Raw genomic sequence first — 21431 nt, forward strand, 5'->3', positions numbered from 1 at the left:
GTATCAAAAGTAAAGTTTTCGATAAGGGAATCAAAAATAGAATGCCTGCACTTATTAACGATTTTAGTCAGTTGCTAACAATTTTTATTCAAATGAAATATGAAAACTAGTATTTATGTTTCCGAAGTCATAAATTTATTAAATGTTTAAGACCATAATACGTCGAGATAATTATCTTTGCTCACTTACGAATACGCATTATGAATTTTGAATTAAAAGCAAGTGATCCTCAAAGTAAAGCAAGAGCTGGTGTAATTACAACAGATCATGGTCAAATTGAGACACCTATATTTATGCCTGTTGGCACTGTAGCATCTGTTAAAGGTGTACATCAACGTGAACTAAAAAATGATATTAATCCTGATATTATCTTAGGTAATACATATCATTTATTTTTAAGACCGCAAACACCTATTTTAGAAAAAGCGGGCGGTTTGCATAAGTTTATGAATTGGGATCGTAATATTTTGACAGATTCTGGTGGTTACCAAGTATATTCTCTCTCTGCTAATAGAAAAATTAAAGAGGAAGGTGTTAAGTTTAAATCACATATTGATGGTAGTTATCATGTATTTACACCAGAGAATGTGATGGAAATACAGCGTAGTATAGGAGCCGATATTATTATGGCTTTTGATGAATGCACACCTTACCCTTGTGATTATAACTATGCAAAACGTTCTATGCATATGACGCATAGATGGTTAGAGCGTTGTTTAACTCATTTAGATAAAACACCATTTAAATATGATTATGAACAAACGTTTTTTCCTATAGTTCAAGGAAGTACGTATAAGGATTTGCGTAAACAATCGGCAGAATATATTGCTAATGCTGGAGCTCAAGGTAATGCCATTGGAGGCTTATCTGTTGGAGAACCTGCTGAGGAAATGTATGCTATGACAGATGTGGTTTGTGAAATTTTGCCTTGGGATAAACCTCGTTACTTAATGGGAGTTGGTACGCCAATAAATATTTTGGAGAATATCGCATTAGGTGTTGATATGTTTGATTGCGTGATGCCAACACGTAACGCAAGAAACGGAATGTTATTTACAGCACACGGCTCTATTAATATTAAGAATTTAAAATGGGCAGATGATTTTTCTCCTATTGATGAAATGGCAATCACCTTTGTTGATACCGAATATAGCAAAGCTTACCTTAGACATTTGTTTACAGTGAATGAATTGCTAGGTAAACAAATTGCTACAATTCATAATTTAGGATTTTATTTGTGGTTAACTCGAGAAGCTAGAAAGCATATTATTGCGGGAGATTTTAGAGAATGGAAAGATAAAATGGTAAAACAAATGGATAAGCGTCTGTAATGACGACAGCAACTATAAAATGATAATTTAAACGTAATTATTTCTCTTATTTAGAGAGGTTAGGAGAGGATGAAAATACTTGATTGGTACATATTAAAACGCTATTTATTTACATTTTTAATGATGCTGTTACTGTTTATTCCTATTGGGATTACAGTAAATCTTGCTGAGAAAATTGATAAAATTCTAGCCCAAGAAGTACCTTTTGTAGCCGTCGCTCAATATTACTTAGACTTTACAATTTACTTTGCGAATTTATTATACCCAATATTTTTATTTATTTCAGTAATATGGTTCACGTCTAAGTTAGCTAATAATACAGAGGTTGTCGCTTTTTTAAGCTCTGGTGTGTCTTTTTGGAGATTTTTAAGACCTTATATGATTGGTGCTACACTTGTGGCAAGTTTAGCCCTAATCATGGGATTATACCTTGCGCCAAATGCTAGTAAAGGGTTTAATGAGTTTAAATATACCTATCTTAAAAAAAATGCCAAACTCACTCAAACTACAAATATTTATAGGCAAATTAATGACAATGATTATATCTATGTCAGTAATTTTAATCCGGTTTCAAAACGTGGGAGTAATTTTACGTTAGAGCATTTTGAAGGTAATCAACTTACGTATAAAATATCGGCTACTTCTATTGTTGATCAAGATTCTACTTATCGTTTAATAAATTACACCAAACGTATTTTTGGAGTAGATAATGATAGTATTGAAACTTCAAGAAGAAAAGATATAGCTTTTGAGTTTGACACAGATGATTTAACTCCCGAAGCATACATTGCCGAAACACTTCAATATGGAGATCTCATCGATTTTATTGAAAAAGAAAAACGAAGAGGTTCATCAAATATTGGTCGTTACGAAGTGGTTAAACATAAAAAATGGAGCTTACCTGTATCTGTTTTTATTTTAACCATAATTGCAGTATCTGTATCTTCAATTAAACGTCGAGGTGGTATGGGAATTAATTTAGCATTTGGTATTACTATTGCGATGATTTTTGTGTTTTTTGATAAAGTGTTTAGTGTATTAGCAGCACAATCAAGTTTTTCTCCAATAGTAGCTGTATGGTTGCCAAATGTTGTTTTTGGGATCTTAGCTGCATATTTACTATTCAATGCCAAACGCTAAGCTTACAAATTATTTTCATTTGCACCTTCTCGTTTTTATAGCAGGATTTACTGCTATACTTGGAGAATTAATTTCTATTGGCTCTACGGCTTTAGTTTGGTATCGTATGCTTATTGCTGGTGTATTGATGTTTTTATATATCAAAATTATTAAGCTTAAAATACAAGTTTCTACCAAGACAAAACTTAAATTTTTTGGAGCAGGTATTATCATTGCTTTACATTGGATTACTTTTTTTGAAGCCATCAATCAATCAAATATTTCTATAACCTTAGCCATGTTCTCTACAGGTGCTTTTTTTGCTTCATTTATAGAACCTTTAATTTATAAACGACAAATTATTTGGTATGAAATTCTCTTCGGAATGATTGTCATACTAGGCGTTTTTTTAATCACACAAAGCGAAATCAAATATCTTAATGGGATTTTGTTAGGTATATCTTCAGCTTTATTCTCCACATTATTTGCAGTGATTAACGGAAAATTTATTGCAGAGCATCGTGCTACAGTTATTTCCTTTTATGAATTTTTAAGCGGAGTTGTGTTTTTGTCAATATTTATTCTGTTATATCATGGTGGTTTTACAGCAGAATTTTTTGTGCTATCAACATCTGATTGGGTGTATATTGCCATCTTAGCGTCTGTGTGTACTGCCTATGCTTTTATAGGTTCGGTAGATGTGATGCGACATATAAGTCCGTATACTGTGATTTTAACTTATAATCTAGAACCGCTTTATGGTATTGCATTAGCATTAGTGCTTTTTCCCGAAACCGAAATTATGAGCACACAATTTTATTATGGTGCATTTTTGGTTTTATCAACGGTAATAGCAGATGGAATTCTTAAAAACTATAAGAACCATAAAAACAAAAGTAGTTTAGTGAACAAGTCTTAATGGAGACTCATAACTAAATAAATGGTAATGAATCTCTAGGTGTTTGTGTTGGCTCATTTCCGAAGACAACAAAATGAAATCCGTTTTTCTTTTAAAGACATTTCAATCTTTAACTAATATAAAGTTTTTATATTTGTGGTTACTATTCAATGACCAAGTAATAACTAATAATAACAAATCAAAATTTCTATGGAATATTTAGATTTTGAATTACCAATAAAAGAACTTCAAGACCAACTTCAAAAATGCCAAATTATAGGTGAAGAAAGTGATGTTGATGTTACACAAACGTGTAAAAAAATTGAAAAAAAACTCCTCGATACAAAAAAAGAGATTTATAAAAACTTGACAGCATGGCAGCGAGTACAAATGTCAAGACATCCTGAAAGGCCTTATACATTAGATCATATTAATGCACTGTGTGGAGATTCGTTTTTAGAATTACATGGTGATCGTAATGTTAAAGATGACAAAGCGATGATTGGTGGTTTGGGTAAAATTGGAGATCAAACCTATATGTTTATTGGTCAACAAAAAGGATTTAATACAAAAACACGTCAGTATAGAAACTTCGGAATGTCTAATCCTGAAGGCTACCGTAAAGCATTGCGTTTAATGAAATCTGCCGAAAAATTTCGAATTCCTGTAGTGACATTAGTAGATACACCTGGTGCTTATCCAGGGTTGGAAGCTGAAGAACGCGGACAAGGAGAAGCCATTGCAAGAAACATTTTAGAGATGACACGTTTAAAAGTGCCCATTATAACCATAATTATTGGTGAAGGTGCCTCTGGAGGTGCTTTAGGTATAGGTGTAGGAAATAAAGTTTTAATGCTAGAAAATACCTGGTATTCTGTTATTTCTCCTGAGTCTTGTTCGTCAATTTTATGGAGAAGCTGGGAATATAAAGAACAAGCTGCCGAAGCTTTAAAATTAACCTCACCAGACATGAAGCGTCTTAAGTTAATTGATGAAGTCATTAAAGAACCATTAGGTGGAGCGCATACAGATAGAAAGGCAACTTTTTTAGCGGTTAAAAATGCTATCGAGAAAAATTATGAAGCGCTTAAAAACTTATCACCAAAGGATCTAGTGAATCAGCGCATGGAAAAATACTTAGACATGGGAGTATTTAAAGGCTAATCCTCATAAAACATAGACTTAAAAAAACTGAAACTTTTTTGTTTCAGTTTTTTTTGTCGCTATTAACAATATAATCAAGTTATTAACAGTTAAATTGTTGATGACCTGTTAAGATTGAACTATTTTTTAATTCATTTTTAGTTTACAATTTATTTACTTTCGCACCTATGAAGCAACCCAACCAACTACAAGGATATCCAATAGATAAAAGCACAATTATTAGCTTAGAGAAAGGGAAAATTCCGCCTCAAGCTATTGATTTAGAAGAGGTTGTGCTTGGAGCTATGATGATTGATAAAAAAGGTGTTGATGAGGTTATTGACATTTTAAGTATAGATGCGTTTTATAAAGAAGCGCATAAACACATCTTTGAATCTATTTTCAAATTATTTGAAAACAGTGAACCTATTGACTTATTAACCGTTTCTAGCCAATTAAAGAAAGATGCAAAATTAGATTTAATAGGTGGTGATTTTTACTTGATTTCGTTAACACAACGCGTGTCATCTTCAGCGCATATCGAGTTTCATGCACGTATTATTCTACAAAAATATATTCAGCGAAGTTTAATTAAAATTTCCAACGAAATTATAGAAGAAGCTTATGATGAAACCAAAGATGTTTTTGATTTATTAGACAATGCAGAATCTAAACTGTATGAAGTTACTCAAGGTAACGTTAAAAAATCAACAGAGTCTGCTCAAAGTTTAGTAATACAAGCCAAAAAGAAGATTGAAGAGATTTCTAATAAAGAAGGTACAAGTGGTATTCCAACAGGATTTACCAAATTAGATAAATTAACCTCAGGTTGGCAACCCAGTGATTTAATTATTATTGCAGCACGTCCAGGTATGGGTAAAACAGCATTTACCTTAACCATGGCAAGAAATGTAGCCGTAGAAAGTAACATTCCTGTTGCGTTTTTCTCATTAGAGATGTCATCTGTACAATTAATTACGCGTTTAATTTCTTCGGAAACGAACTTATCTTCGGAAAAGTTAAGAACCGGAAAATTAGAAAAGCACGAGTGGGAGCAGTTAAACGTAAAGGTGAAAACTTTAGAAAAAGCACCTTTGTTTATTGATGATACGCCTTCGTTATCTATTTTTGATTTACGTGCAAAAGCTAGACGTTTGGCCTCTCAATACGGAATTAAAATGATTATGATTGATTACCTGCAATTAATGACAGCAGGTGGTAGTCAAAAAGGAGGAAACCGTGAACAAGAGATTTCAACCATTTCTCGAAACTTGAAGGCTTTAGCAAAAGAATTATCAATTCCTGTAATTGCCTTATCTCAATTATCACGTGCAGTAGAAACACGTGGAGGAAGTAAGCGTCCTTTATTATCAGATTTACGTGAATCTGGAGCCATTGAGCAAGATGCAGATATTGTGTCATTTATTTATAGACCAGAATATTATAAAATTGACGAATGGGATGATGATGAGCGTTCACCAACCGAAGGTCAAGGAGAGTTCATTGTTGCCAAACATAGAAATGGTGGCTTAGAAAATATTAGATTGAAGTTTATTGGTCACTTAGGTAAATTTGATAATTTAGATGATTTTGATACACCTTTTGGAGAGTTTCATTCTAAAATGAATGCAGCATCAAATGATAATACATTTACTCCAGATAATTTCCCATCAGCATCTGATGCTTTTGGAGGTCCAGAGGAAGATGATAATGATGTGCCTTTTTAAAATGAAACAAGTAGCTATTTTTTTGTTATTTTCTATTTGTAGTATTACTTATTCTCAAAATGATAACTATATAGATAGATTACAGGCAGTTATTAATTCTAATGCTATTTTTTATAATGTAGATGGAATAGATATTACGTCAAAATCATTTAATTCAAAATTCAATGAAAAGGATTTAAAGAAAATTTTACGAACTTATAAAATCAAAAATAAAGACCCAAAGTCTACTGACTCACAGCTAGGATTAAATAATTATGTTTATGATAAGTCTGAAACTTTTACAGACCATCTAAAATTAAATGTCATCTACTATGTTTTAGATAATACTACAAAAGTTACCATCATTTCATTTGCATATACAAAAGAAAGAGATCTGTTTTTTGAAAGACAGTTTATAAATGATTTCCTTACAGAGCAAATTCCTAAAGAAACTTTTGTTTCATCTACAGTTGATAGTATTAAATTTGCTGGAAGAAAAATAAGTTTAGGGGGAAATTGCAGATGGATGAATGTAAGAAATGTGCAGTGTCCTTATTATGGTCAAATGAATTGGTCAATTCATGAAGATATTGAAGACGCAAAAGAATCTGTTGAGCATCAGTTTCTTATTACAAAACATAAAAAAGGAGGTAAAGTTATTTCTGAATCTTCTGTTCCTATAATTTTTGAAGGAAAAGAAACAATTGCTAAATCTGCTGTTTATGATGTTACTGGTGTAAATTCATTATTAGTTGGACTGTCTGGAGCAGAGACACTTACAATTTATTATGTAGCAGAAGAGCTTAGAGGTCAGTTTGTTAGTTGTGTATTAAGCTTTTGGAACAATGATGAGATAAATGAATCAGGTTTACCGGCTTTGTTAGAAGAAGTTATGTCTTTGAAAGATTAAGTATTTAACATTTATTTATCAAAACTCGTTTCATTTTCTACTTCAATAACAACATTTTCCCCTAAATTTGCTTTTACGAATTCATCTTTGACTTTTAATTTTTAAAATAGTCAAAAGAGTTTGCTATTAAGAAACAAACATTGCCTCATGTTAGAACAAAGACGTACCACTAATATTTTACTACTATTTATAGTGGTACCTGTTGTATTTTATTTACTCAAAATTTTATCGTTTATCTTTATACCATTGATTTCTTCAATGTTTATTGCTTTATTGTTTTTACCATTGATGCGTTGGTTAGGTCGTCGTAACGTGCCAAGATTATTAAGTATAATTTTGGTTATTGCCTTAATTGTTGCAGGTGTTATGATTGGAGTAGAGTTGGTACAACTTTCTAGTAAACAAATTTTATCTAATGATACAGGCTTTTTTGGCAAGGCAGAAGTGAAAATTCATGACCTTATGCTTTACATGCAAGATCGTTTTGGAATTGATTACGAACAAGATGGTAATTTTTTAGCACAATTTTTTGAAAAAGAAAATATAGGATCAACATTTGATTTTGTTAGAAAATTTCTAACTAACATTTTAATGATAGTGTTTTTTACCATACTATGGTTGTCTGAATCTATTAATATGCATAATGTGCTTAACAATACAATTTTAAAACGAAAACATACGTCTGTTAAGGCTTTTATGAAAATAGAACGAGATTTAATCACGTTTATTAAAGTGAAGTTTTTGGTGAGTTTGTTAACAGGTATTTTTACAGGTTTAGCTTGTGTGTTTTTTGATGTGAGTTTTCCTATATTTTGGGGATTATTTGCTTTTTTAATCAACTTTGTTCAAATGGTTGGTTCATTTATCTCAGTGATATTACTGTCAATATTTGCTTTTGTAGAATTAGATCCATCAAGTACATTATTTTTCTTTATCGTGGCAATATCTGGAGTTCAGGTTTTATTTGGAGCAATCTTAGAGCCTGTTTTTATGGGAAAATCCTTTTCTATAAATGTCATAGCTGTTTTAATCATGCTCATGCTTTGGGGATTTATTTGGGGAATTCCAGGTTTAATTATGGCTATTCCTATCACCGTATTTATTAAAATTATCTTAGAACAATTTCCTGGCACCAAAGTTATTGCATCTTTACTATCTGGTCCAGAACGAAGTATTAGCCCACGAATAAAGTAGATGTATTTCTAATATTCAATCTATTTGTTACTTCTAATTTAAATGCTGTATTATTTAAAGCGATAAACTTTTATTTCAAACTGTCATTCGAAATAATTATCTTTCTAGAATCATCTCTAATTTAGAAAACATGGTTCATGGAACGCATAATGCTGTCGCAGATGACAGAAACAAAGACATCAAAATTTATATTAACGGAGAATATTTCCGAAGAGAAGAAGCAAAAATCTCAGTATTTGATAGTGGATATCTTGTAGGTGATGGAATTTGGGAAGCTTTACGTTTGCACAAAGGCGTATTGGTTTTTATTGATGATCACTTGGATCGCTTATGGATGTCTGCTGCGACTGTTGGTATGAAATTTCCATTTTCTAAAATAGAATTAACGCGTATTGTTTGGGATGTGCTCAACGAAAATAATATGACAGATCATGTTCATGTACGTATCATGATTACTCGCGGAATAAAAAAAACACCATCCCAAGATCCCAGACTAACAATTACTGGACCTAACATTGTTATTATTCCCGAATATAAAAAAGCTTCCGAAGAAAGTAAAGAAAAAGGAATTACCCTATTTACTTCTACAATAAGACGTGGTTCTCCAGATTATTTAGATCCTAGATTAAATTGTCACAGTAAACTACACGAAGTTCAAGCACTTATCCAAGCTATAGAAGCTGGTGCAGATGAGGCGTTAATGCTAGATGTGAATGGTTTTGTCTCTACGTGTAATGCAACTAATTTTTTTATTATAAAAAACGGAGAAGTGTGGACTTCTACTGGGCAATATTGTATGAATGGGATTACTAGAGCAAAAGTTATTGAAGCCTGTCATCTCAATGGAATAACGTGTCATCAAAAAGATTTCTCTCTCTTTGATGTGTACGGAGCTGATGAAGCATTTGTGACAGGAACTTTTGGTGGTTTAACGCCAGTAACAAAAATTGATGGTCGTGAAATAGGGCAAAAAAGTTATGGAGATTTTACAAGAAAACTGAGTGCTTTATATCATGAACTTATTGAAGATGCTGTGGCTTATGGAAAATCATGATATAAAACGAATTTCGGTGTGGTCTGGACCTAGAAATATTTCAACAGCTTTAATGTATAGTTTTGCTCAGCGTAATGATACTAAAGTTTTTGATGAGCCTTTATACGCCTATTATCTTAAAAATTCTAATGCTAAAGCATATCATCCTGGAGCTCAAGATATTTTGGCAACTATGGAAAATGATGGAGACAAAGTAGTAGAAATGATGATGAATTCTTCGGAAAAACAAGTTCTATTTTTTAAAAACATGACCCATCATTTATTAGATTTAGATCGTTCATTTATGAAAGGATTGACCAATGTGATTCTTACTAGAAATCCTTCGGAAATGTTACCATCTTTCGATAAAGTTATTAAAAACCCTACACTCTATGATGTTGGTTATAAATTACACATGGATTTAATTGAAGAATTTAAAAAGCAAAATATCGATTTTGTGGTTCTCGATTCTAAGAATGTATTATTAAATCCTGAAGGTGTATTGCGACAATTATGTGAACATATTGGGATTCTGTATGATGAAAATATGCTTAAATGGATACCATCTCAGCGTAAAGAAGATGGTGTTTGGGCAAAATATTGGTATGACAATGTCCATAAATCTTCTGGTTTTGTAAAATATAAACCTAAATCAGAACCATTTCCGAAGCATTTAATACCATTATTACAAGAGTCTTTGCCTTATTATAATGAACTCCAAAAGTTAGCATTGACCTAAATAAACTTAACTGTGCTAAAAAATCTATAAAACTATATTAAAGGGTTTAGCTTCGGAATAATTTTTGATTATATTTCAAGTATAAAACGAGTATGTTAATAGCGTTATTAGTAATAAAACGATTAATGCAAATAATAGATGACCGTTTAAAAATATTAGATATAATACATGAAAAAAACAATTATAGTATTGGTTTTATGCTTTGTTACCATTCAAGCATATGCTTCATATATTTTAATCCCTATGGATGCTGAAGGTCAAGGAAATCATCTAAAGGCCTATGGAATCACTTACTGGACGCTAGAAAAACAACTTAAAGTCAAATGGCTTTTAAATTATAAGGGTGGTTCTTTTTTATTGCCAGATTCTGAAGAAATTCAAAAAGAATGTCAAATTAGAGGTGTTACTTTTGAAGTCGTCTCAAATTCTAAAGCAGAAGAAATTTTAGAAATGATTGCTAGTCCGTCACAAAACATGGAAGCAGTCGTATTAGAAAAAGCACCAAAAATTGCTGTTTACACTCCAAAAGGATTGCAACCTTGGGATGATGCTGTGACTATGGTATTGACTTATGCCGAAATTCCTTATGAAACAATTTATGATGAAGAGGTACTCAACGATGCCTTATTACTGTATGACTGGTTGCACTTACATCACGAAGATTTTACAGGACAATACGGAAAATTTTATAGAGCATATCGTTCAGCATCATGGTATATTCAAGAAAAAAAGAACGCAGAAGCATTAGCGACGAGTTTGGGTTATTCTAAAGTTTCCGAAGAAAAATTAGCGGTAGCAAAAAAAATTAGAGAATATGTGATTGGTGGCGGATTTATGTTTGCGATGTGTAGTGCTACAGATAGTTTTGATATCGCATTATCTGCAGATGGTGTTGATATTTGTGAACCAATGTTTGATGGTGATGGGAGTGATGCAGGTTATCAAAATAAGATTGATTATTCTAAAACATTCGCATTTAAAGATTATTTATTAGAAACAAGCCCAAATGTGTATGAGTTTTCATCCATTGATATGACTAGAAAACGACGTATCCCGAAAACTACAGATTATTTTTCGCTCATGGAATTCTCAGCAAAATGGGATCCAATTCCAGCTATGCTTAACCAAAATCATACCGCTTTAGTAAAAGGTTTTATGGGACAAACGACCTCTTTTACTCGCGAGGAGATAAAATCAAACGTCTTAGTTTTAGGTGAGAATAAAACAAATGGAGAAGCAAAATACATACATGGCATAAAAGGAAAAGGCTTTTTTACGTTTTATGGAGGGCACGATCCAGAAGATTATACGCATAAAGTGGGTGATCCAAAAACTGAACTTGATTTGCATCCCACCTCACCTGGTTATCGATTAATTTTGAATAATGTATTGTTTCCAGCAGCTAAAAAGAAGAAACAGAAAACTTAAACTAAATAAATATTTTAAGATCAACAACTAATTTATATACGTTAAAACTGAATTTTAATGGCTTCAAAAAAGAAAATTCTTAAAAAAATACAAATTGTAATTACTAATCATTTCAATTCTCCTGAAGAAGCATTTGCTTTTTTTGATAAAGATAGTGATGGGAAATTATCAAAAAGTGAAATCGTTAAACTTTTGAAACAGGCAGAAATTAGCGGATTTTTAAGAGGATTAGTCGCATCGAAGTTAATAGAAGGTTATGATAAAGATGGTGATGGTTTAGTAGATTGGAAAGAGTTTAAGTTTGCCGTAAATGAAATTTTAAGTGATAAATAGAGACTTTAATGTATAGCTTTAAACAGTTTTCTAAGCAATTATTTTTCGCTATTATTTATTGGGTTTTGGCGTTTTCTATTTTTATTCTCATTCGGTTTGTTGCTCATGGCGAGGAGCAAGGCGTATCTTTTGTAAATCCTAAAAATGTAATTCCTATTACCGAGTGGATTCATTTTGGAGTCATTCTAGGTGTGCTAGTAGGCTGCCTTTATGCCATTATTGAATTTGCCTTCGAAAAATTTATAACAAATAATATCTATCTTGGTTTATCTATAATTTTAAAAACAGGCATATATATATTAGTGCTTATCTTTTCTTTAACCTTTATTATTGCATTAATAGAGGTTGATATGGATATAGATTTACAAAATGAACCTGGTTGGTGGAAAGAAAGTGCACTGTTTTGGTTAGCGACTTCTTATTTTTTCTTAGCATCTTTTATTTTCTTATTTCTGAAATTGGCCTTTGAGAAATTTGGTAAAGGTGTATTATTTAACATGCTCATGGGCAAATATAGAAACCCTACTGAAGAAGAACGGATTTTTATGTTTATCGATTTAAAATCTTCAACCACAATAGCCGAAGAAATTGGTCATACCAAGTATAGTAAATTCTTGCAAGATTGTTTTTTTGATTTAGGTAAAATTGTATCTAGATATGATGGAGAAATATATCAATATGTAGGAGATGAAGCTGTCATAACTTGGAAATTGAAAAAAGGAATTAAAAATAATAACTGTATAGAGTTGTATTTTGCTTTTGCAAAACAATTAAAAAGACGATCTAAATACTATCTTAAAAAATACAATATAGAACCTTTTTTTAAAGCAGGAGTTCATGGTGGTGAGTTAATTATTACTCAAGTAGGTACTGTGAAAAAGGAGTTGGCATTTCATGGTGATGTTATTAATACTACAGCAAGAATTCAAGATGAATGCAATACACATGATGAATCCTTATTAATTTCCGAAGTACTATTACGTACTATGGATTTAAAATTAAAGTATTCAGTAAAAAATCTTGGTGAAATTCTACTTAAAGGAAAATCAGATACGTTAAAAATAATAGCAATACATCAAAATTAAAAAAACCGATTCATAATAGAATCGGTTTTTTAAAAGCAATAATTTAATGGGAACCTACATGACAACCACACGCTCCTCTAGTAAAACTTTGAGTGTCTTCATGCCAAGGAAAAGCTTGATTGTAGTTTGAATTTTCCCAATAGAATGGTGTTCGTTCTTTAGGATTATTACCAATTTCATTCATTGTTTCGGTATCATACAATCGTCCATTAATCATGGTATAAATAATGCTTTCCGAATTTCGAATATCGTCTAACGGATTCTTATCCATCACAATTAAATCTGCTAATTTGCCTACTTTTAATGAACCAATATCGTTAGCAGCTCCAATATAATCGGCACCATTAATGGTAGCAGCTTGTAAAGCTTCATGATTGGTCATACCACCTTGTTGTAACATCCATAATTCCCAATGTGCACCAAGACCTTGTAATTGTCCGTGAGCACCAAGATTAACTTTAACTCCTGCATCACTTAAGGTTTTACTGGTTTTTGAAACTAATATATGTCCATTTTCATACTCTTCGTCAGGTATCATGATGCGATGCCTTGATCGAGAATCAATTATACCTCGAGGCGTATATTTTAATAATTTTTCATTTTCCCAAACATTAGTGTTTTGATACCAGTACATTTCGCCATTCATTCCACCATAATTTACAATAAGAGTAGGTGTATAACCAACATTGCTGTGTCCCCAAAGTTCTAAAACATCTTTATATACTGGAGCTACCGGAATATTATGTTCAACACCTGTATGACCATCCATCACCATAGTGATATTGTGATAAAACGTAGATCCACCCTCTGGAACTACAAAAATACCCTCTTCACGAGCAGCTTGTAACACTTGTTGTCTTTGCTCACGTCGCGGTTGATTATAACTTTTAACAGACAAAGCTCCAAAAGCTTTTGTTCTTCTAATTGAAGAACGTGCATCTTCAAGGTTATTAATCACGGCTTTAAAATCGCCATCAGCTCCATATAAAATAAAGCCAGTAGAGTAGAGGCGAGGACCAACAAGTGTACCGTTTTTTTGTAACTCAGACAGTGCAAAAACCGTTTCAGAATTCGCAGATGGATCATGAGCTGTGGTCACACCAAAAGCTAGATTTGCATAAAATTGCCAATGCTTTTGTGTCGTTAAGCCGTAACGAAAACCTCCAATATGAGCATGAGCATCAACCATTCCTGGCATAATTGTTTTTCCAGACACATCATATACCTTTGCGTCTTTAGGAATAGTGACGTCTAACAATTTACCAATGGCTTCAATTCTATTATTATTGATAACGATTGTTCCGTTTTCGATAACTTCATCACCTTCCATAGTAATTATTCGTGCACCTGTTAAAGCGATTTTTCCTGTTGGTTTATCTGTTTTTACCTCTAAGTTTATTGGTATTCCAGATTCTACAAGTTCCATTTCTTCGGTAACTTTAGAAGTAAAATAGCTGTTGCCTAATGTATAATGTATGGTCTTACTATCTTTTGACCAATGCAAATTGATACCTGCATCTTTTGATAGTTTGGTGATAGGAACAAACTTAGTTTTATCTGTTAAATCTAAAGTTTTACCAGCCTTTGGCATTGGAGCCATATACACTTTGTGCAAATGAACAAAAGCTATCCAATTACCATCAGGACTTGGTACAAGTCGATTACCATGTTTAGATTTTACAACTGTGCGTTGATCAAAACCATTAAGGTCTACACTTTTTAATTCTTTGGTTAATGCACCAAAAAATTGTCCACCTTTTTGATAAATGATTCTTGTATCATCAGTATTAAACATTGCAAAATCACCTTCTTTGGTAATTCGTTTAGGGTTAGAGCCGTCAGAATTCATAAGATATAATCCAGTTTTCTTGGCAAAAGTTCTTCCTTGTTCGTTATTTCCACCTTCTTTTCGATAAACTATTTGTTTCCCATTATGTGCATATGACGGATTTCTATAGATGCCTTTTTCCGAAGTTAATTGTATTGGAGTTCCTCCTTTAACCGAAACAGATTTTATAGTTCCTAAATTTAAATCATTCCAGGTGACATAAGTAATTGTTTTTCCGTCAGGAGAAAAGGTTGGTTCAAATTCAAAATCGGTACCAGTGGTTAATCGTTTTGCTTTACCATTTGGTAATTTCTGGGTGTATAAATATCCTATGGCATTAAAGACTATAGATTTTCCATCTGGAGATGTAACCGCATGTCTAATTACTTTGGCATCAAAAGTGTTAGGAGAAACAGGTGTGTCAACTTCAAGAGCTTTTGCAATTTTAATCGTGGCATCGGCTTGAAATGGAATATTTGAAACCTCAAGTGACTTGATATTAATTTTGTTTATTTTTCCTCCAGACCAAATGACAATGTCCTCATTGTTTGGCATCCAATTAAAATTGGTATACACGCCAAAAATAGCCCAAGCTTCTTGTTGGTCTTTATTAAGTTGGTCGTAAATGGGCCACTCTTCTCCAGTTTCTAAATTATGAATGTATAAAACTGATTTTGTTCGAACCCGTTTAACAAATGCTAATTTCTTACCATCTCTTGATATTTGCGGACGAGCAGCACCACCTGGTCCACCAGTTATTCTATCAATTTTTCCAGTCTCCATATCATAACGATTTATAGCGTAGATTTGACTGTTTGGATCTTTGTTATACTGAAAAAAACCACCTGGATACACGTCTTCGCTATAATATAAGTACTTACCGTCTGGAGATAAGCTAGGCTCATTTACATCTTGTTGGTCATTTTTCTTTTTAGTAAGTTGTATACCACTTCCTCCAGTTTTATGGTACATCCATAATTCTCCAGCACCTAGAGATCGACCAGAAGTAAAGTGTTTTCTCGCAATTAAATAATTACCGTCGGGAGTCCAAATTGCATTATTTAATAATCTAAATTTTTCTTTGGTGATTTGTTTAGGATCTGTACCGTCACTATTCATAATCCATATATTATCGCCTCCACCAGCATCACTAGTAAAAGAGATAAATTGTCCATCAGGACTAAATCGCGGTTGGATTTCAAAAGGTAATCCTTCTCTTAAGAGTTTAGCGTTTCCGCCATTTATATCGAGTTTATAGATATCTCCTAATAAATCAAAAACGATAGATTTACCATCAGGACTCACATCAAGATTCATCCAAGTGCCTTCGGTGGTCGATAGTTTTAACTCTTTAAAATCCCAATTACCTTCAGGATTAGATACATCCCAAGGTTTATCTTGTTCTTTATTTTTTTTATCGTCTTGACTAAAACAGGTAAGAGATATAAGTAGGATGAGGCACGTAATGAGTTGACTAAGTTTCATTGTATTGGTTTTATTTCTTTTGTAAGTTACTAAAAAATAAAAATGTATAAACTCAATCTCTTCGGAAATATTAAGTACACAGAATTGTAGTGCATAAAAAAACCGATTCATTTCTGAATCGGTTTTTATAAGCGAATTGTTGTTATTGTTTAGGCCAACGCCTTACTTTACTTTATTTACTATAGCTTCAAAAGCTGCAGGATTATTCATAGCTAAATCGGCAAGAACTTTACGGTTCAATTCGATATTATTAGCTTTAAGTTTTCCCATAAATTTTGAATAACTCATTCCGTGCTCTCTAGCTCCTGCGTTAATACGCATAATCCATAATGAACGGAAATTTCTCTTTTTTACTCGACGGTCTCTATACGAATATTGCATCGCTTTATCAACCGCATTTTTTGCTACTGTCCAAACGTTTTTACGTCTTCCAAAGTAACCTTTTGCTTGCTTAAGAACCTTTTTTCTTCTGGCTCTTTTTGCTACTGAATTTACTGATCTTGGCATTTCTTTAATTGTGTTTTGTAGTAGGCGATCGATAGTTCGATACTTGCTAAATTATTTTGCCTAACTCCAGGGTTTATAAATTTGTTTTAACCGATTAAAACAAGATTACTTTAAACGTAACATTGTTTTAATGTTATCCTCATCTGCTTTATGTACTAAAGCATCATGAGTTAACTTAAGCTTACGCTTTTTAGATTTTTTTGTCAAAATATGACTCTTAAAAGCATGCTTTCTTTTAATTTTACCAGTACCTGTAAGCTTAAAACGCTTTTTAGCACTAGATTTTGTTTTCATTTTAGGCATTGTTTCCTATTTTATTTACGATTCGCTTATTATTTTTAATACTGTTCCGAAGCGTCGGTTCAGCTTATTTTACTTTTTTTGGCGCGATGAACATCGTCATTCGCTTACCTTCTAATCTAGGCATTTGTTCAACCTTACCTAATTCTTCAAGATCTTGAGCTAACCTTAATAATAAGATTTGACCTTGTTCCTTAAATATGATTGATCGTCCTTTGAAAAACACAAATGCTTTCAATTTTGCTCCATCTTTTAAAAACTTCTCAGCATGTTTCTTTTTAAATTCATAATCATGATCATCAGTTTGAGGACCAAAACGAATTTCTTTGATAGTTACCTTTGTTGCTTTAGATTTTAGAGCTTTATCACGTTTCTTTTGTTCATAAAGAAACTTCTTATAGTCCATAACCTTACAAACTGGAGGATCAGCTTTTGGTGAAATTTCAACAAGATCTAACCCTTGCTCATCAGCAATGGCTAGTGCATCTTTTATTGCATAAATTCCAACCTCTATATTATCGCCTACAAGTCTTATCTTTTCGGCTCTAATTTTAGAGTTGATTTTGTGTTGATCTTCTTTTACGACTCGCTTAGAGTTGTGTCTTCTACGTATTGCTATGGCTTATATATTTTAAGTTAAACTAAATTTTTATTTAAATGTTTTTAATGTCTTATTGACTTCTGTTGTAATTATTTCTGAAAACTCTTCTACACTAATCATGCCTAAATCTTCACCACCATGTTGGCGTACAGAAATTTTATTTTCATTTTCTTCATTCTCGCCTATAATAATCATGAACGGTATTTTGTTCATTTCGGCTTCGCGAATTTTCTTTCCAATCGTTTCGTTTCTATTATCCGCGAGGGCGCGAATTTCGTGATTTTCTAGCAAACTTAAAACTTTTTCGGAGTATTTTTCATATTTCTCACTTAATGTCAGTACAATTGCTTGCTCTGGCATCAACCATAACGGGAAGTTACCACCAGTATGTTCTAGTAAAATAGCTATAAAACGTTCTAAGCTTCCAAAAGGAGCTCGATGTATCATTATAGGTCTGTGTAATTCATTATCACTACCTTTATATGTTAAATCAAAACGCTCTGGTAACGTGTAATCTACTTGTATTGTACCAAGTTGCCACTGCCTTCCTAACGCATCCTTAACCATAAAATCTAGTTTAGGTCCATAAAAAGCAGCTTCTCCAGTTTCAACGATATAGTTTAATCCTTTATCTATAGCAGCATTTAATATGGCGTCTTCTGCTTTTTTCCAATTGTCATCAGTACCAATGTATTTTTCTGGGTTTTCAGGATCTCTAAGAGATACTTGGGCTGTAAAGTTTTCAAAACCTAATGAGCCAAATACATATAATACTAAATCAATAACATCTTTAAATTCTTTATCTAATTGGTCAGGTGTACAAAAAATATGTGCATCATCTTGAGTGAAGCCTCTTACACGAGTTAAACCATGTAGCTCTCCACTTTGTTCATATCTATAAACAGTGCCAAATTCAGCAAAACGTTTTGGTAAATCTTTATATGACCATTGACTGCTATTATAGATTTCACAATGGTGAGGACAATTCATCGGTTTAAGCAAAAACTCTTCACCTTCTTTAGGAGTGGTAATTGGCTGAAAGCTATCTTCTCCATATTTAGCATAATGACCAGAGGTTTCATATAATTCCTTTTGTCCTATATGTGGCGTGACTACCATTTCGTAACCAGCCTTCTTTTGAGCTGTTTTTAAAAAATTCTCAAGACGCTCTCTTAACGCAGCACCTTTGGGTAGCCAAAGAGGAAGACCTTGACCAACTTTTTGAGAAAAGGTGAATAACTCTAACTCTTTACCTAATTTTCTATGGTCGCGTTTTTTTGCCTCTTCTAGTAAATGTAAATATTCAGTTAATTCTTTTTGCTTCGGAAATGAGATGCCATAAATTCTAGTCAATTGTTTATTATTCTCATCACCTCTCCAATAAGCACCAGCAACAGACATTATTTTAACAGCCTTAATTATACCTGTATTAGGGATATGGCCTCCTCGACATAAATCGGTAAATGTTGAATGATCGCAAAATGTAATAGTTCCATCTTCAAGATTTTCGATTAACTCAACTTTGTATTCGTTGCTTTGTGACTTATATAAGGATAGAGCTTCACCTTTGGTGACAGAGCGCATTTTAAAATCATGCTTACCTCTAGCGATTTCAATCATTTTCGTTTCTATAGCCTTAAAGTCCTTTTCTGAAATTGAATATTCTCCAAAATCTACGTCATAATAAAACCCATTATCAATTGCAGGTCCTATAGATAACTTAATCCCAGGATACAATTCTTCAAGAGCTTGAGCTAATACATGAGAACTTGAATGCCAAAATGCTTTTTTTCCTTCATCATTAGACCACGTATAAAGAATTAATGAACCATCATTATATAAAGGAGTAGATGTTTCAATTGTTTCTTTATTAAAATTTGCCGAAATAACATTTCTTGCAAATCCTTCACTGATGCTTTTAGCAACGTCCATAGCAGTAGTACCTTCATTAAAGCTTTTTACAGTGCCATCTGGTAGTGTAATGTCAATCATTTATATAGAGTAAATATTAAGTATACAAAGATAGTATGATAAATACAGACAAACAATATATATATATGTATAATTTTGTGTTTTGTGTATAATCTTCTACCGAGTAGTCCATATAAAGGTCTTTATGATGAGCTTAGTTAATATCATAGTAATTATTGTCTCGTGTAATTCGTTAGTAATAAGGTGTTAATCTCAGTTTTGAAAAATACTTCAAAAAAAGGTTCAAAAAGATTAGGATTTGGTCAAGTATAGGTTGTATATTTGCAGCCGCTAAAAACGGTAACGTTTACGGTGATAAGTTCATTAAAATTATAGTGTTTATATTGTTTGGAAATTTTTTTTAAAAAAATAAAAAAAAACATTGCAGGAATTAAAAAAGGTTGTATATTTGCAGCCGCTAAAAACGGTAACGTTTTGAGTAAATAAAAGTTCATGTATATATTGTCTTTTTTGTATTAAAAGAAGTTTAAAAAAACTTTCTAAAAAAAAGCAAAAAAACATTGTGAGAGTTAAATAAGGTTGTATATTTGCAGCCGCTAAAAACGGTAACGTTTTTAGGGAAAAAGTTCACGCAAAGATTGTTTTTGTTGCCAAAAAAAAGAGTTAAATTTTTTTTCAAAATAAAACAAAAAAAACATTGTAGGAATTAAAAAAGGGTTTTATATTTGCACCCGCTTAGGTAATAAAGTGCTTAAGATAAGAGATAAAAAAGTTCATTAACATATTGAATTGACAGCGTAAAAAAGTTATTGGAAACGATAGCTTTAAAAACAAAAGAATAGACCATTTTGAGTACTGAAATTAAACAATTTCGATTAGTTGTTAAAAGAATAGTCGTAAGACTTAAAAATTAACGATGAAGAGTTTGATCCTGGCTCAGGATGAACGCTAGCGGCAGGCCTAACACATGCAAGTCGAACGGTAACATGAGAGCTTGCTCTTGATGACGAGTGGCGCACGGGTGCGTAACGCGTATACAATCTACCTTTTACAGGAGGATAGCCTTTAGAAATGAAGATTAATACTCCATGGTATTATTGATTGGCATCAATTAATAATTAAAGCTTCGGTGGTAAAAGATGAGTATGCGTTCTATTAGCTAGATGGTGTGGTAACGGCACACCATGGCAACGATAGATAGGGGCCCTGAGAGGGGGATCCCCCACACTGGTACTGAGACACGGACCAGACTCCTACGGGAGGCAGCAGTGAGGAATATTGGACAATGGAGGCAACTCTGATCCAGCCATGCCGCGTGCAGGAAGACTGCCCTATGGGTTGTAAACTGCTTTTATACAGGAAGAAACCGCTCTACGTGTAGAGCTCTGACGGTACTGTAAGAATAAGGATCGGCTAACTCCGTGCCAGCAGCCGCGGTAATACGGAGGATCCAAGCGTTATCCGGAATCATTGGGTTTAAAGGGTCCGTAGGTGGATAATTAAGTCAGAGGTGAAAGTTTGCGGCTCAACCGTAAAATTGCCTTTGATACTGGTTATCTTGAGTTATTATGAAGTAGTTAGAATATGTAGTGTAGCGGTGAAATGCATAGATATTACATAGAATACCAATTGCGAAGGCAGATTACTAATAATCAACTGACACTGATGGACGAAAGCGTGGGGAGCGAACAGGATTAGATACCCTGGTAGTCCACGCCGTAAACGATGGTTACTAGCTGTTCGGATTTCGGTCTGAGTGGCTAAGCGAAAGTGATAAGTAACCCACCTGGGGAGTACGTTCGCAAGAATGAAACTCAAAGGAATTGACGGGGGCCCGCACAAGCGGTGGAGCATGTGGT

Annotated in this window: 17 protein-coding genes and 1 rRNA gene (1 of these 18 running past the window's edge); 13 read left to right on the forward strand and 5 right to left on the reverse strand. The window is 32.9% G+C overall.

Going from position 1 to position 21431, the window contains the following annotated elements; genetic code table 11:
* The first annotated feature begins 200 nt into the window (after nt 1-200).
* The 12 genes from tgt (at nt 201) to TD29_RS07855 (ending at nt 12919) form a co-directional block, all read left to right on the forward strand.
* Nucleotides 201-1331, forward strand: a complete 1131-nt coding sequence (gene tgt, locus TD29_RS07800; protein ID WP_040279919.1) for a tRNA guanosine(34) transglycosylase Tgt — start codon at nt 201-203, stop codon at nt 1329-1331.
* A 69-nt stretch (nt 1332-1400) separates the two neighbouring features.
* Nucleotides 1401-2471, forward strand: coding sequence for an LptF/LptG family permease (locus TD29_RS07805; RefSeq protein ID WP_040279920.1), 1071 nt, complete (start codon nt 1401-1403; stop codon nt 2469-2471).
* Nucleotides 2458-3369: a DMT family transporter gene (locus tag TD29_RS07810; RefSeq protein WP_040279921.1), complete on the forward strand. Its 912-nt coding sequence runs from the start codon at nt 2458-2460 to the stop codon at nt 3367-3369. Before TD29_RS07805 ends, TD29_RS07810 begins: the two co-directional genes overlap by 14 nt.
* A gap of 189 nt (nt 3370-3558) precedes the next feature.
* On the forward strand, nt 3559-4512 hold the full coding sequence (locus TD29_RS07815) for an acetyl-CoA carboxylase carboxyltransferase subunit alpha (protein ID WP_040279922.1): 954 nt from the start codon (nt 3559-3561) through the stop codon (nt 4510-4512).
* 167 nt (nt 4513-4679) lie between these two features.
* A complete protein-coding gene (gene dnaB, locus TD29_RS07820; protein WP_040279923.1) occupies nt 4680-6218 on the forward strand; it encodes a replicative DNA helicase in 1539 nt (512 codons plus the stop codon).
* Nucleotide 6219: 1 nt separating this feature from the next.
* Nucleotides 6220-7107: a hypothetical protein gene (locus TD29_RS07825; RefSeq protein ID WP_040279924.1), complete on the forward strand. Its 888-nt coding sequence runs from the start codon at nt 6220-6222 to the stop codon at nt 7105-7107.
* Between the two features lie 147 nt (nt 7108-7254).
* Entirely contained in the window at nt 7255-8301 is a 1047-nt protein-coding gene (locus tag TD29_RS07830; protein WP_040279925.1) for an AI-2E family transporter, read from the forward strand.
* A gap of 130 nt (nt 8302-8431) precedes the next feature.
* Nucleotides 8432-9355: an aminotransferase class IV gene (locus TD29_RS07835; RefSeq protein ID WP_040279926.1), complete on the forward strand. Its 924-nt coding sequence runs from the start codon at nt 8432-8434 to the stop codon at nt 9353-9355.
* Nucleotides 9342-10073, forward strand: coding sequence for a sulfotransferase-like domain-containing protein (locus tag TD29_RS07840; protein WP_040279927.1), 732 nt, complete (start codon nt 9342-9344; stop codon nt 10071-10073). The genes TD29_RS07835 and TD29_RS07840 overlap by 14 nt, the downstream gene beginning before the upstream one ends.
* Before the next feature lie 243 nt (nt 10074-10316).
* Nucleotides 10317-11501, forward strand: a complete 1185-nt coding sequence (locus TD29_RS07845; protein ID WP_040280135.1) for a hypothetical protein — start codon at nt 10317-10319, stop codon at nt 11499-11501.
* Between the two features lie 57 nt (nt 11502-11558).
* Nucleotides 11559-11834 (forward strand): EF-hand domain-containing protein, encoded by a 276-nt coding sequence (locus TD29_RS07850; RefSeq protein WP_040279928.1) that lies wholly within the window; start codon nt 11559-11561, stop codon nt 11832-11834.
* 8 nt (nt 11835-11842) lie between these two features.
* On the forward strand, nt 11843-12919 hold the full coding sequence (locus tag TD29_RS07855) for an adenylate/guanylate cyclase domain-containing protein (protein ID WP_040279929.1): 1077 nt from the start codon (nt 11843-11845) through the stop codon (nt 12917-12919).
* Between the two features lie 43 nt (nt 12920-12962).
* Here TD29_RS07855 and TD29_RS07860 read toward each other — a convergent pair whose 3' ends face one another.
* The 5 genes from TD29_RS07860 to thrS all read right to left on the reverse strand — a co-directional run bounded on the left by TD29_RS07860 (nt 12963) and on the right by thrS (nt 19632).
* Complete coding sequence (locus TD29_RS07860; RefSeq protein ID WP_040279930.1) at nt 12963-16232, reverse strand: amidohydrolase family protein; 3270 nt, start codon at nt 16230-16232, stop codon at nt 12963-12965.
* 162 nt (nt 16233-16394) lie between these two features.
* Nucleotides 16395-16739, reverse strand: coding sequence for a 50S ribosomal protein L20 (gene rplT / locus TD29_RS07865; protein ID WP_040279931.1), 345 nt, complete (start codon nt 16737-16739; stop codon nt 16395-16397).
* A gap of 105 nt (nt 16740-16844) precedes the next feature.
* Nucleotides 16845-17042 carry a 50S ribosomal protein L35 gene (rpmI, locus tag TD29_RS07870; protein ID WP_040279932.1) on the reverse strand — a complete coding sequence of 66 codons (198 nt, stop codon included), beginning with the start codon at nt 17040-17042 and terminating at the stop codon, nt 16845-16847.
* Between the two features lie 64 nt (nt 17043-17106).
* Entirely contained in the window at nt 17107-17652 is a 546-nt protein-coding gene (gene infC / locus TD29_RS07875; protein WP_084203416.1) for a translation initiation factor IF-3, read from the reverse strand.
* 36 nt (nt 17653-17688) lie between these two features.
* Complete coding sequence (gene thrS, locus TD29_RS07880; RefSeq protein ID WP_040279933.1) at nt 17689-19632, reverse strand: threonine--tRNA ligase; 1944 nt, start codon at nt 19630-19632, stop codon at nt 17689-17691.
* An 853-nt stretch (nt 19633-20485) separates the two neighbouring features.
* On the opposite strand from thrS, the gene TD29_RS07890 reads away from it, so the two are divergent.
* Nucleotides 20486-21431, forward strand: a 16S ribosomal RNA gene (locus tag TD29_RS07890) (it continues 576 nt past the right edge of the window).

This window comes from Psychroserpens damuponensis, assembly GCF_000826655.1.
GTDB classification, from domain to species: domain Bacteria; phylum Bacteroidota; class Bacteroidia; order Flavobacteriales; family Flavobacteriaceae; genus Psychroserpens; species Psychroserpens damuponensis.

Excerpts from the sequence above, each read along its gene's own strand:
- TD29_RS07825 (WP_040279924.1), top strand. The coding sequence starts at position 6,220 with ATGAAACAAGTAGCTATTTTTTTGTTATTTTCTATTTGTAGTATTACT.
- TD29_RS07805 (WP_040279920.1), top strand. The coding sequence starts at position 1,401 with ATGAAAATACTTGATTGGTACATATTAAAACGCTATTTATTTACATTT.
- TD29_RS07855 (WP_040279929.1), top strand. The coding sequence starts at position 11,843 with ATGTATAGCTTTAAACAGTTTTCTAAGCAATTATTTTTCGCTATTATT.
- tgt (WP_040279919.1), top strand. The coding sequence starts at position 201 with ATGAATTTTGAATTAAAAGCAAGTGATCCTCAAAGTAAAGCAAGAGCT.
- TD29_RS07840 (WP_040279927.1), top strand. The coding sequence starts at position 9,342 with ATGGAAAATCATGATATAAAACGAATTTCGGTGTGGTCTGGACCTAGA.
- TD29_RS07835 (WP_040279926.1), top strand. The coding sequence starts at position 8,432 with ATGGTTCATGGAACGCATAATGCTGTCGCAGATGACAGAAACAAAGAC.
- TD29_RS07810 (WP_040279921.1), top strand. The coding sequence starts at position 2,458 with ATGCCAAACGCTAAGCTTACAAATTATTTTCATTTGCACCTTCTCGTT.
- TD29_RS07850 (WP_040279928.1), top strand. The coding sequence starts at position 11,559 with ATGGCTTCAAAAAAGAAAATTCTTAAAAAAATACAAATTGTAATTACT.
- rpmI (WP_040279932.1), bottom strand. The coding sequence starts at position 17,042 with ATGCCTAAAATGAAAACAAAATCTAGTGCTAAAAAGCGTTTTAAGCTT.
- TD29_RS07815 (WP_040279922.1), top strand. The coding sequence starts at position 3,559 with ATGGAATATTTAGATTTTGAATTACCAATAAAAGAACTTCAAGACCAA.
- TD29_RS07830 (WP_040279925.1), top strand. The coding sequence starts at position 7,255 with ATGTTAGAACAAAGACGTACCACTAATATTTTACTACTATTTATAGTG.
- dnaB (WP_040279923.1), top strand. The coding sequence starts at position 4,680 with ATGAAGCAACCCAACCAACTACAAGGATATCCAATAGATAAAAGCACA.
- TD29_RS07860 (WP_040279930.1), bottom strand. The coding sequence starts at position 16,232 with ATGAAACTTAGTCAACTCATTACGTGCCTCATCCTACTTATATCTCTT.
- thrS (WP_040279933.1), bottom strand. The coding sequence starts at position 19,632 with ATGATTGACATTACACTACCAGATGGCACTGTAAAAAGCTTTAATGAA.
- rplT (WP_040279931.1), bottom strand. The coding sequence starts at position 16,739 with ATGCCAAGATCAGTAAATTCAGTAGCAAAAAGAGCCAGAAGAAAAAAG.
- TD29_RS07845 (WP_040280135.1), top strand. The coding sequence starts at position 10,317 with ATGGATGCTGAAGGTCAAGGAAATCATCTAAAGGCCTATGGAATCACT.